The 12,430-nt window shown below is 51.0% G+C and carries 11 protein-coding genes and 1 pseudogene; 4 read left to right on the top strand and 8 right to left on the bottom strand.

The window, feature by feature from the left end; translation table 11 throughout:
- The 8 genes and pseudogenes from K8V32_RS09555 to rpmH all read right to left on the bottom strand — a co-directional run.
- Positions 1–355 (bottom strand): annotated as a pseudogene (locus tag K8V32_RS09555) (hypothetical protein); the annotation flags it as partial.
- 2,609 nt (positions 356–2,964) lie between these two features.
- Complete coding sequence (locus tag K8V32_RS09550) at positions 2,965–3,900, bottom strand: ParA family protein (protein ID WP_303906402.1); 936 nt, start codon at positions 3,898–3,900, stop codon at positions 2,965–2,967.
- 45 nt (positions 3,901–3,945) lie between these two features.
- On the bottom strand, positions 3,946–4,605 hold the full coding sequence (gene rsmG, locus K8V32_RS09545) for a 16S rRNA (guanine(527)-N(7))-methyltransferase RsmG (protein ID WP_303906399.1): 660 nt from the start codon (positions 4,603–4,605) through the stop codon (positions 3,946–3,948).
- A 26-nt stretch (positions 4,606–4,631) separates the two neighbouring features.
- Complete coding sequence (locus K8V32_RS09540; protein WP_303906396.1) at positions 4,632–5,159, bottom strand: Jag family protein; 528 nt, start codon at positions 5,157–5,159, stop codon at positions 4,632–4,634.
- Positions 5,156–6,118: a membrane protein insertase YidC gene (gene yidC / locus K8V32_RS09535; protein WP_303906393.1), complete on the bottom strand. Its 963-nt coding sequence runs from the start codon at positions 6,116–6,118 to the stop codon at positions 5,156–5,158. Before yidC ends, K8V32_RS09540 begins: the two co-directional genes overlap by 4 nt.
- 8 nt (positions 6,119–6,126) lie before the next feature.
- Entirely contained in the window at positions 6,127–6,534 is a 408-nt protein-coding gene (gene yidD / locus K8V32_RS09530) for a membrane protein insertion efficiency factor YidD (protein WP_303906390.1), read from the bottom strand.
- Complete coding sequence (gene rnpA / locus K8V32_RS09525) at positions 6,524–6,901, bottom strand: ribonuclease P protein component (RefSeq protein WP_303906387.1); 378 nt, start codon at positions 6,899–6,901, stop codon at positions 6,524–6,526. Before rnpA ends, yidD begins: the two co-directional genes overlap by 11 nt.
- A 36-nt stretch (positions 6,902–6,937) precedes the next feature.
- Entirely contained in the window at positions 6,938–7,075 is a 138-nt protein-coding gene (gene rpmH, locus K8V32_RS09520) for a 50S ribosomal protein L34 (protein ID WP_303906384.1), read from the bottom strand.
- A gap of 418 nt (positions 7,076–7,493) precedes the next feature.
- Between rpmH and dnaA the strand changes: the two genes are divergently transcribed.
- From dnaA to K8V32_RS09500, 4 genes are all read left to right on the top strand, one after another.
- Positions 7,494–9,014 (top strand): chromosomal replication initiator protein DnaA, encoded by a 1,521-nt coding sequence (dnaA, locus tag K8V32_RS09515; protein WP_303906381.1) that lies wholly within the window; start codon positions 7,494–7,496, stop codon positions 9,012–9,014.
- 648 nt (positions 9,015–9,662) lie between these two features.
- The gene (dnaN, locus tag K8V32_RS09510) at positions 9,663–10,793 is read left to right on the top strand and encodes a DNA polymerase III subunit beta (protein ID WP_303906378.1); all 1,131 of its coding nucleotides are present in this window, start codon (positions 9,663–9,665) and stop codon (positions 10,791–10,793) included.
- 1 nt (position 10,794) lies between these two features.
- Positions 10,795–12,042, top strand: coding sequence for a DNA replication/repair protein RecF (gene recF, locus K8V32_RS09505; RefSeq protein WP_303906376.1), 1,248 nt, complete (start codon positions 10,795–10,797; stop codon positions 12,040–12,042).
- Positions 12,035–12,430: DciA family protein (locus K8V32_RS09500; RefSeq protein ID WP_303906374.1), on the top strand; the 396-nt coding region annotated here is incomplete at its 3' end. The genes recF and K8V32_RS09500, both read left to right, overlap by 8 nt.

The raw sequence follows: 12,430 nt of genomic DNA, 5'->3' as shown, positions 1-12,430 counted from the left end.
CATGAGCACTTGAATCTTTAGACCTCTCAAGAATTGGATTCGGCATTGCCGCGCGGCTTGCCTTCTTTTGTGCCGCTTGACGACTTGAAGTGGGGCCATTCCCAAAGAACAGATCAGAAGGACGACGCTTGTCCCGTGATTTCGTTGAGTCTAAGTATCGGGAACCGACATCCTCTTTTGCCTCATCATTTGCTGCTCTAGCCGCTCCTGTCAACGACCCATGAGATTCTGACGTAGTCTCTTCCGCTACATTATCTTCTGCTGCATCGTCTCCTTCAGGCACCGATGTGTCTTGTATCAACGCACCCAGACCGCGCCCTAATCCTCGACGGCTCTTCTTCGGTTGTTGTGTCATGTAGCTCCTCCCGTCCCCTTACACACTTTCACGAACAATGATAAGTGTAGCGGTGATTCCCGCATCTCTCTGTTGTTTCACGTGAAACACACTCTGTTTATGCCACCGGATTACACACTTTCTGTCGCCACGTCAGATTTTTCGGTTACTACCCCTCTGCTGCGTTCCACGTCAATCCTAGGATGTGTGCCCTTTTTTACAACACACGTAAGCTATGCCAACTAGGGTAGTGGTTTCCGTCAATTCCCAGACTAGGTCGAACTGCATTGATGCGTTTTACGTGAAACGTATCAGGAACGGCTGGATCATGTGGCAGCCTCTGAGTACACCGTTATGCGTAGTTTTAGTAAGCGCAATTCCTTCAACTGCTGGTGGTCATTAATCTGTTAACTGTTATACCTCAAGTTAGCAATCTAACGACCAGTACCATCATCAGGGATTCTTTACTGTCGCAGACGACATGTTGGAATTGCCGCCAGGCTGTAAATCGCTTAGTCTGTGTACTCGACACGTATTGCGCAGCCTTACCACCCTACCTTCGCACAGACAAGGGATAAATTTCGCAGCGCGCAAAGCATCCGGGCCCTATGTTTCATGTGAAACTAGCTAGGCTGAAATGCACCAGAACTCGTATCACTGCAGATTGGAGCAGGCCCGCCATTTTTGTGCAGTGAGGGTTGAGGATAACGTGAAGAAGAGTCTCCGTTCCATGGAAAACTGCTGGAGACTTATCAACAGTGTGTTTCTCGTGAAACATCTAGCGGCCTGACAGGAAATGATGGATATTGTGTCAGCAACGCCGACGATTCGCCACTCTCAAGCGATGGAACCTCAACCGCGACTCCACAACGCAGTCAGCTAGTCTGTTGACGTTGTCACTTCGTGCCCCAGGTTCCGGCAATAGAACTATTGCTTCAAGCAATTGATAAAAATGTTTACCACACAATCGCCACCAACAAGCAATTGCCGTAGACCGATCTAGTCGGACACTTTCAATGCTTAGTGTTTCACATGAAACGCTGAGGAGTCTCGCTAAATCGCGAATGGAATATGCAGCAAGTGCTTGCAATCTACCAGCGAAGCAGGATCCGCTCCCAACGAAGTACTTATTCGGCATACGATAACATGATCGACAGTCAAACATTGATGCCCATCAGCTCGAAAATATCACATACCAGTCACACTAAAAGAATCCACGGACTCACATGGACTGCGCCCGGCTAGAGCTTGATTAAATGATTAGCGCAGAGTCAAATAATGAAAACTCTGTATCTAGCTGATTAGCACAATCGTGTCCAGCAGCGGAGAGGTCTGCGAGATCATCCAGCGCCAACAAAAGTGCGTCTCATCGAAAGAGCGTTTCACGTGAAACAACTTAGGTGTGTGCGAAGACTTTCTCGAGACACATGAGCTGTATGTTCGGCAGTCAAGATGCTTAGCTGAAATATCGTTCTGAATATTAGAAGAGTGCAATCCCTGCACAACTAGCTCACGCTAACCATAATCTCCCTGAGCTAACGCGGACCACAGGCCTGAAAGATTGACCAAGAATGAAGCTATAGAATGGCCGACCGATTTGGACGAACTAGTAAGCGGGAGATCCTTGGTGAATTATCGTCGGCGGGTACATCAATGCGGCCAACGAGAAGCCTTGATCAAATTCCATTGAACATCCAACATGTGTAGAGCATGACTACGAATCGTCAGGAAGGTTGAATTCGAAGTGTTGGAGCAACTAAATTCACACAGACCACTACATAACAATAGTTCCTTTCCCTAAACACGCACTAATGTCGTCACGAATCATCAATCATAAACGAAAGAAGGATTCAATGTTCTGATGCCAGTTTTCGCAATGCCTGGTTTCAATACAATCAATCCAGGCAAGGTCGTGTGTGAACGAGCCAGCTCAACGACGCAATTTATGGCACGGACAGTGTCACGTCTGTCGAGCTCCTTGTAACAGCGCGATGCTATATCAATGCCAAACAGCACACTGACCTCCAACTTGAGCAGGATGAAGAATTCTGAGCTTCCCCATAGAGGCTTTCCACAACATGCAACGCGAACCTAAGACTATGCGAATACGAAGTGGTGTAAAAAATACTGGCACTCAGTGTGGGCATACATGTGAAATCTAAGTTGTATAAAACTTGCAGGTGCTGAGATGTTCCTACAGGGACATCGAACACCGACGAAAACTCATAGCCACGAATGGTGTAATCGACACCGTTGATTTTCTGTGAAACACCGAGATGTATTGCTGAGTGGGAAGCTATCGAAGCACGACTTGCCGGGGGAGGGAGTGCTGTTTAGCCTCACGTCCTAGCGACAGAGAAAATGAAAGTGAGACATTCTCAAGTTGAGCCAGCAATCCAGGTACAGTTCGATGAAAATCTCTCCACCATCAATCGCGACCAAAGTAGCGCATCAACTAATAGTTGCTCCCCGGTGAATAGAGAACGCTCCTCAGGCAGATGGATCAGCGCGTACTTACCAATAGAGGTGTTTCACGTGAAACAAACCTATTAAGACCTGATTATTAAAAGGCGCACTGCCTCAATAAGGGATGCTCAAGCTCGGATTGATGTTGAAGAAGGATAGGACGTTTACTTGCTTGCTCCGCGTTCAGCAATTTCCATCGCTGCTTCACGATAGCTCAGCGCACCTGTTGAAGTAGGGTCGTAGGTCAATACGCTTTGCTGATAAGAAGGAGCTTCGGAAATCCGGACGTTGCGTGGAATGACGGATTGTAAAACCTGATCCGGGAAGAAGTCACGGACTTCTTCTGCCACTTGTGAAGCAAGATTCGTACGTGAGTCAAACATCGTCAAAAGAATAGTCGAGACGTGCAGCTCGGAGTTCAGATGCTGCTGAATCATATCGATATTCTTGACCAGCTGGGAAAGTCCTTCAAGAGCATAGTACTCAGTCTGAATCGGGATCAGAACCTCGTTGGCCGCTACGAACGCGTTAACGGTGAGCAATCCTAAGCTCGGTGGACAGTCAATGAAGATGTAATCGATGCGTGGCATATTATTCGCATCACGATACTCAAAGTACCGCTTGAGAGCGCGTGTTAGTCGTTGTTCACGAGCAACTAAGGAGACTAACTCAATTTCTGCGCCGGCAAGGTCAATAGTAGATGGCGCAACATATAGGTTATCGGTCTCTGGATTCTCATAGATGACATCTTTGAGCTCCCAGTCCTCGATCAAGACATTGTAAATCGAAGGGGTACCCTGCGGGTGGGGGATATTCAACGCTGTGGACGCATTGCCCTGGGGGTCGATATCAATTACCAGGACATTCATACCGGCACGTGCCATTGCCGTCGATAGGTTCACCGTGGTGGTGGTTTTTCCTACTCCGCCTTTTTGGTTGGAGATAGTGATGATACGCGTCTTATCTGGTTTGGGCATGCGCTTGGTCTTGAGCCTTTCGCGACGTCGATTTTCAGACTCCAATTGTCGAGCAAGAGGCGTTGAAGCCACGCTAGAAGATGCTTCTTCTAGGCCATGTGAAAGGTTATCCTGATCGACCAAGCCAGCCTCCATTACTTTAAATTTGAAGTATATTGCACGTGCTGGTTACGAGCCATACGTCAGTCGCGCTACAGTAGTGGGAACTTCTAAGAGTTCTTCTCCTACTGTAAGGACTTCAGATTTCTTTGTCTTGAACTTCCGTAGAACCTTATCTGCTTTTTCAATCTCTGCTGCAGCACTTTTGCCCTTAATGGCTAACAGTTCTCCTTGACCATGCAGTAACGGCACGGTCATGGGCACCAGGGATTTCATTGCAGACACGGCACGCGCTGTCACGATATCCACATCTACTGTATCGAATACTTGCTCGGAACGAGCTCGGATAACGTCAACATTGTCGAGCCCAAGGTCTTCGATAACCATATCCAACCAGTCCACCCGACGCTCTAGCGGCTCGATCAGCACGAACTGCACATCTGGTCGGGCAATGGCCAATGCAAGGCCGGGAAGGCCTGCTCCAGAGCCTACATCGGCAATCACGGCGCCGCCGGGGATCAGCTCTTGAACGACGGCACAATTCAGTACGTGACGATCCCACATTTTCGGGATCTCGCGTGGACCCAGCAGCCCCCACTCTATGCCCGTGGTGACCAAATGCTCGACAAAGCGTTCAGCGACGTCTGTGCGATCACCATAGATCACTTCAGCAGCATCCACGATCCAGGCTTCCTGGCGAGCTAGCTGCGCTTCGGCAGGGTCAGTCACAGGTATAGGTTGGTTCTCAGACAAGACTATTCTCCGGCACTAATCACAACGTGACGGCGTGGACCTTCGCCTTCAGATTCGGAGTAAAGGCCGGCTTCAGCCACAACGTCGTGGACGATCTTCCGTTCATATGGGCTCATGGGTTTCAAGTGTTCTTGACCGCCGTCGGATTCGACCTTGGCGATCGCTTCACGAGCCAGCTCGCGCAGTGAGTCAGCACGCTGCACCCGGTGGCCAGCAATGTCGAGGATTAAGCGTGAACGTTGACCGGTTGAAGACAGAACAGCAAGGCGAGTGAGCTCTTGCAGTGCTTCCAGAGTCTTACCGTTTTTGCCAACCAGACCTTGGATATCCTCATCGTCTTCTGGGGCCAGAACAGAGAGGTACGTCCGGTTATTGCGTACCTCGATATCGATATCACCATCGAGGTCAGCGATGTCGAGAAGTTCCTCGATGTAGTCGGCGGCGTAATCGCCTTCTGCTTCGATATCCGTGACTTCTAGTTCTTCTTCATCGGTCACGTCTTCAGTTGTGTTGGTGTGTTCTTCGTTCATCGTTTCTTCCTCGGTTTTCTCACAGGTTGCTGGCGCTGGCCCTTGGGTTTTTGCTGTTTTGCGGCAGCACGCTCTTCAGCTTCTTTGGCGGCTTTACCGACAGGAGGCAGGCCTTTGGCAGCACGTCGTTCATTGAGTTCACGTTCGGCAATCGAACCAGGAGTCGGGTTGCGACGGATAATAAACAGCTGTTGTCCCACAGCCCAGAAGTTCGTCGCCGTCCAATAGATCAACACGCCAATTGGGAAGTTAAAACCACCGATCGCAAACACTGCGGGCAGGGCATAGAGCATAATTTTTTGGGTCTGAGCGAACTGGCCGGTCTGAGCGGCCTCGGACATATTCTTACCCATCAGGGACTTCTGCATGTAGAACATGGATGTCACCATCAAGATGATGAGAATGACGGCGACAATAACCACGTTGAGGTCAAAGTTTTCGCCAACATGATCACCCAAAATGTCAGACATCTGCGCGCCAGCAAAGGTCGAGTTGGAGAATGAGTGGACCTCATCTGCCGACAGTGCACCAATCGACTCATTATCTTGGGCAGCACCAGAGGCTGAAACCAATACGCGATAAAGCGCGAAGAAGAAAGGCATCTGGACCAACATGGGCAGACACGCTGCGAACGGACTGGTCCCTCGGTCTTTGAAAAGTTGTTGCTGCTCCATCGCCATTGCTTGACGGGAGAGCTGATCTTTTTTATTTTTATATTTCTCTTGCAGCTTTTTAATCTCAGGCTGCAACTCTTGCATGGCACGTTGCGATTTGATTTGTTTGACAAACACCGGGATCAACAACGTACGGATAAGCACGACCAACAGCACAAGCGCTAACGTCCAAGTCCAACCGGAATCGGAGTCCATGCCGAGAGCACCGAGCACCGTGTGGAACATGCTCAGTACCCACGAGACCGCCCATGTGAAGGGGAGAAGAATCGTGTCAAAAAATCCCATAGTCTTATTTATTCCTCTTCGGTGGCGTCGTCGTCCGGTGGAATCACCGGGTGATTCAGTTCAATGATCAATGGTTGCTTGCCATCCGGCCAGATCCGACTTCCTGGGGAAACCGGATCTATGCCACCATCTTGCCAAGGATGACATCGCAGCACACGTAGTCCTGCCATAAGGCTACCCTTAATGGCACCGTGCGTATAAACCGCTTCTAGGCCGTAGGCAGAACAGGTCGGAAAGAACTTACAGACATCCCCATAGGTAGGGGAAATGATCTTTCGATAAGCCCGCAGGAGCCAAGCGACCAGGGTGGATGGCAGCGCACGGAAGAATCCCCATTGCTTTGCACCATCTTTGACGATGAACGGAGAAGGTTGTGTTCCAATGGGGGATTGCGACTGCTTATCGTTACTGACCACGATGCTTAAACTTTCTGAGTGCCCCGTGAACCGCGTGAAGGGTCGACTCCCGCAGGTCTTCGAAATCCAGATGAGCCGAAGCTGGTAAAGCTCTGACTACCAGATCAATGGAATTCTCGGAAAGATCTACCCCAAGGTCGCGATCAAAGACTTCGGCGACAATGGCACGCAAACGGCGCTTGACTCTGTTTCGAGTCACTGCGTTGCCTACAGCTTTAGAAACAATGAAGCCCGCACGTGGGGCTTGTGCTGCATCGGTTCGAATATTTGCAGATACGACAACGTTCCGATTGCCGAAACGGGAACCGGAACGTTGTGTATCAGAAAATTGTGCTGCAGTGCGTATTCGCTGGTGTTGCGGTAGCACTCAATCATGCTCCTGGGCCACCGGCACCGAGCTTCTTTAGGCGCTCAGACGTGCGCGGCCCTTGGAGCGGCGTGCTGAAAGAACTGCACGACCAGCGCGGGTGCGCATACGGGAACGGAAACCATGCTTACGGGCACGGCGGCGGTTATTCGGCTGAAAAGTCCGCTTAGTCACTGTTATTCTCCACACTCATTCAAACGCAGAAGCGTGCTTGGGAAGTACGTTTCAAACTGCGTTTGCCCAAAACCTTCGGCGATATTCGTTCATTATCTGTTCATGTCTACCCGGTCGCAACCACAAAAAGGGCACGCTTCGCCCCGGGTAAGACTCAACAAGTCTAAGAACAGCAGCCGCTTTGGTCAAATCAGCCATTGCAATCGATTACCCGAATACACTTACTGTGTATAAGCTGTGCATAACCACCTTCTGCCTGTGGAAATTAAGGCTAGGGTTGGGGATGGCTCTTTTTGGGAACTGCGCCAATTCGCGGAAGCAGTCCGAAGTGTGTAGCCAGTGGGCGACCTATAAATAGTGCGGTGATGACGAGAGGAACTCAGAATCAGTGCGGGACCGATGAGGTGGAGTTTTAAAGATGAGTGTCAGTGAATCGATCATCAACTCATGGAAACGAGTTGTTGATACTGTACGCGCTTCTGGCGACATCGGCCCAAGTCAAATGGGCTTTTTAGATCTTGCTCGACCACAAGGGCTCATTGCAAATACCCTGCTGTTGGCCGTCCCAAATGAGATGACGCGGGACATCCTGGAAACCCAGCTGCAAGACAATCTCGCCCAAGCACTTACGAAAGTCTTTGGCACCGACATCAACTGTGCGTATTCCATCGATACAAATATGCACGCATCCACGCCAGAGATTCCAACTTCTCCACCGCAATCCACAACCAGCCACGACCCTGTGGACAATGTTGTGAATATCTCCGATGCCGCTCAGGGTCGGATTGAGAAATCACAGTCCGAAGAACCCCTTCTGGATGAGCTATTTTCCTCAAGAACTAATCCAGCTGCCGCGCCCAATGGTGGACTGCAGCAAAATATTTCACCAAGTTCAGGCGAACGATCGCGTCTCAATGAGCACTATCATTTTGACAACTTCATTACCGGCTCCTCCAACCGATTCGCACATGCCGCAGCGTATGCCGTGGCCGAATCTCCGGCTAAGTCCTACAACCCGCTCTTTATTTATGGAGAATCCGGGCTGGGCAAAACTCACTTATTGCACGCGATCGGGCATTACGCCCAAGAGCTCTTCCCAGGTCTGCGCGTGCGCTACGTCAACTCTGAAGAGTTCACCAATGACTTCATTAACTCGATTCGTCACGATGAGGGTGCATCCTTTAAGCAGATCTATCGCAACGTCGATATTCTGTTGATTGATGACATCCAGTTCATGGCTAATAAAGAAGCCACTGTTGAAGAGTTTTTCCATACTTTCAACGCGCTGTACAACAACAACAAGCAAGTCGTCATTACATCGGATTTACCACCGAAGCAGCTGTCCGGGTTTGAAGAACGTCTCCGTTCTCGCTTCGAATGGGGTCTGACCACCGACATTCAGCCGCCTGATCTAGAAACGCGCATCGCAATTCTGGCGAAAAAAGCCGATGCAGAAGGAATCTCAGTTCCCGCAGATGCATTGGAATACATTGCCTCGCGCATCGACACCAATATTCGCGAGCTCGAAGGTGCCCTGACCCGAGTAACCGCCTATGCTTCACTGAATAATGAGCCTATTAACCTTGACCAGGCCCAATACATACTCAAGGACCTGATTACCGACGACGATGCTCAAGAAATTACCTCGGATCTGATTCTGGATGAGACCGCAAACTATTTCGGTTTCTCTATAGCTGATCTGCAATCGAAGTCTCGGACCCGCACGCTAGTCACTGCGCGCCAAATCGCAATGTATCTGTTGCGCGAACTCACAGAGATGTCGTTACCGCGTATTGGTGCCGAGTTCGGTGGACGCGATCACACCACAGTGATGCACGCTGACCGGAAAATCCGGGATCTGATGAGCGAACGACATGCGATTTACAACCAAGTCACCGAGCTGACCAACAAAATTAAGCAGCGGGCAAGAAATATCTAAAAATATTACGCATTTGTTGTTGGATAAAAAAATAAAAATTTAACCCGCGGTTAAACCTGGTTGCCTTCAAGTTAAGGTTGAAAGCTAATCCACATACCCCTAGTACCCCTATTCGGCTACTACGTGCTCAAGTAACGATTTTTCCTCAATCGCACTCCACGATAATCCACAGGTATCCACAGACTTATCCACACGAAGGTTTAACTCCATTATCCACCTTGTGGATAAACCTGTGGATTCTTAAGGGATAAGTGGATTAGGGTTGCGGATAACTCTATTAATCGGTGGAATTACAACGATGTAAGACATTGGGTCGTGCACAAGTTGCCCACACGCAAATCGAGAACCGTGCACTGAGTCGTCCACAGCGAAAACGTTATAGGGGTGCGGATGCACAAGGTTTTCCACAGTATCCACACCACCTACTAACACCACTATTCCTTTAAACACCTTTAAATAACGATGAGCTGAAGATTTTACGAAATAGAGGTTTTTCACTTTTCCCGAAATACCCCCAATGACTCCACTTATGTCGCACCCATCCTCAAACCGCGCTAAGCTAACTACCGCACCTCTATAAATTCAGGTGCCAACGTATTGTCATCAGCAAACTGTGTCGCAAACACTCAAAGGGAAGGCAGACTCTTCGTGAAGTTCACAATCGGACGGGATGTTCTAACTGACGCTGTCACTTGGACCGCACGTTCTCTGTCACCTCGACCACCCGTTCCAGTGCTACGTGGTCTACTCATTACTGCTGAAGACAATCTCGTCTCAATCGCAAGTTTCGACTACGAAACCTCAGCGCAACTCGACGTTGAAGCCCACATTGAAACCGAAGGCCAGATCCTTGTTGAAGGCCGCATGCTCAGCGATATCGTCAAATCGTTACCGAATGCTCCAGTAACAATCGAATTGGCTGAATCTCGGGTCATTGTGACCTGTCAGAATTCCACTTTTACCTTGGCGACCATGCCAGTTGAGGAATATCCTGCCCTTCCGGCCATGCCAGAAGTTGCCGGCACGATTAACGGTTCAGTATTTGCTGAAGCCGTCTCACAGGTCACTGCTGCAGCTTCCAAAGATGACACTCTGCCAATTTTGACCGCCGTCAAAATTGAAATCGAAGGTGACACCATCACCTTCTTAGCTACTGACCGCTATCGTCTGGCCATGAAAGAAATCACCTGGACGCCACATGATCCATCGATTTCTACTTCGGTACTAGTCAAGGCCCGTACCCTGACAGAAGTTGCCCGTTCACTAGGTGGCGGTGGCGAAATCGAATTCCGGCTGTCTGCCGAGGAAGATTCTGCAGAACTCGTCGGTTTCTCCTCAGGCGGCCGCCGCACCACCAGCTTGCTGGTTGATGGTGATTATCCAAAAATTCGTTCCCTCTTCCCGAATGAATCAAATATTTATGCAACCGTTGACACCGCGCAGCTCGTTGAAGCAGTCAAACGTGTCGCCTTGGTTGCAGAGCGCAACACTTCTTTGCTGATGTCCTTTACCGACGGTGAAGTCTCACTATCAGCAGGCCAAGGCGACGATGCCTCGGCAACGGAATCCGTGCCGGTCCAGTTAGACGGCGAAGACATTACCGTCGCTTTCAACCCCTCTTACCTTTCGGACGGACTAAATGTCATTGGTGGTGCCTACACTCGTTTCGCATTCACCAGCGCACCAAAACCGGCCCTGCTGACGGGTAAAAAAGAACTTGAAGGCCCGCAGAATGAGGACTACCGGTACTTGGTCATGCCGATCCGCATTCCAAACTAACGTGTACCTTTCCCATCTGTCGCTGACCAACTATCGTTCATACGAACAGGCCGAGCTTGAGTTCAAACCCGGCCCCAATATCCTGATTGGTGCCAACGGGGTCGGGAAAACCAATATCGCTGAGGCCATCAACTATCTTGCGGTTCAGCACTCACATCGCGTCTCCAATGACCACCCCCTGGTACGCATCGGAGCAACCCAGGCACTAACTCGCGGACGCATCCACCGCGGTGAACAAGCTATCTCTATTGAATACGAGATCAACCCCGGTAAATCCAACCGGGTGGCCATCAACCGCGGTGCACCCCAACCGGCACGCCAAGCCTACGGCATTTTCAAAGCCGTACTCTTTGCCCCTGAAGACATCGAACTGGTCGTAGGCCAACCCGATATTCGACGCCGCTTCATGGATGACCTCATCGTCCAGATGCGTCCAGCACTGGGTGATGCCCGACGCGACTTTGATCGAGTCTTACGCCAACGCAACGCATTATTAAAATCCGGGCGCAACTCCGGAACCTGGACCGAGGAACACGAAACCACTTTAGCCGTGTGGAATGAGCATCTCTCACGTGCTGCCGCCCGGCTCATTAACGGTCGATTGCACGCCCTGCGCCTGCTCGCCGCACCGACGTCAAAGGCCTATGCGGAACTTTCCAATGGCAATAAGCCCGCCGGATTTGCCTACCAGTCCACCGTGCAACTGGCCACCGGGCAGCACGCCGAAGTGCCCGATGAATCCCAGCTCTATCAAGCGATCTTGGACGAATTAGAAAACTCCTACCGCTCGGAACGCGACCGCGGCGTCACACTGGTCGGCCCCCATCGTGATGATCTGGTTATCACATTAGGTCCCGCGCTGGCCAAGGGCTTTGCCTCGCACGGCGAAACCTGGTCGCTCGCACTGGCCCTACGGCTGGCCGCCTATCGGGTATTAGTCGAAGACGATCCGGACCCACGGGGTAAACCGGTGCTGATTCTCGACGACGTCTTTGCCGAACTAGACGCTGCCCGACGCAGCCGGTTAGTGGACATGACCCGCGACGCCGAACAACTGATCATCACCGCGGCGGTGACCGCCGATATTCCAGAAGGCCTCCACGCAACCCACATACCCGTGCAAATGCGCGACGGCATTTCCTCGCCGGGGGAACACCTGACGGATCTTGAAACGCTGAAACTGCTGGAAGCCAACCAGTTCGAAGACGCCGAAGGATCACGCTTCCTTGATGAGGGCGAGCATGACTGACCCGGAACACGAAGAAGTACAGGACCAGATTGATGCGGCAGCTGCGGCGCTGCAGCGGGTGCGGCAGGCGGCTGCCGAGGCTGGATTTCGCCCGGGGATGGCCGGTCAGCACCACCGACGTCGGAAGAAAAAGCGCACTGAGTATAACCAACCGGTGCAGACAGCCGGCCCACAGCCGCTGGGGGACGTGTTTTCCAAGTTCATTGCCCAGCGCGGGTGGAAAGAACCGGTTGCGGTGGGCTCGGTGCTAGCGGACTGGTCGTCTGTTGTGGGTGAGCAGATTGCGCAGAACGCCAAGGTCGAAAGTTTTGAAAACGCCAAGCTGGTGTTGCGGGCATCGTCAACCGCGTGGGCAACGCAATTGCGATTATTGACTCCGCAGTTAATG

The organism is Enteractinococcus helveticum (assembly GCF_020742345.1).
GTDB classification, from domain to species: Bacteria; Actinomycetota; Actinomycetes; order Actinomycetales; family Micrococcaceae; genus Yaniella; species Yaniella helvetica_A.
The sequence above is the reverse complement of the archived record's forward strand: the minus strand, read 5'-3'. Positions and strand labels throughout refer to the sequence as shown.

Bases quoted from the DNA above. Each gene is read 5' to 3' on its own strand.
- K8V32_RS09540 (WP_303906396.1), bottom strand. From the start codon at position 5,159: ATGAACGAAGAACACACCAACACAACTGAAGACGTGACCGATGAAGAA.
- yidC (WP_303906393.1), bottom strand. From the start codon at position 6,118: ATGGGATTTTTTGACACGATTCTTCTCCCCTTCACATGGGCGGTCTCG.
- dnaA (WP_303906381.1), top strand. From the start codon at position 7,494: ATGAGTGTCAGTGAATCGATCATCAACTCATGGAAACGAGTTGTTGAT.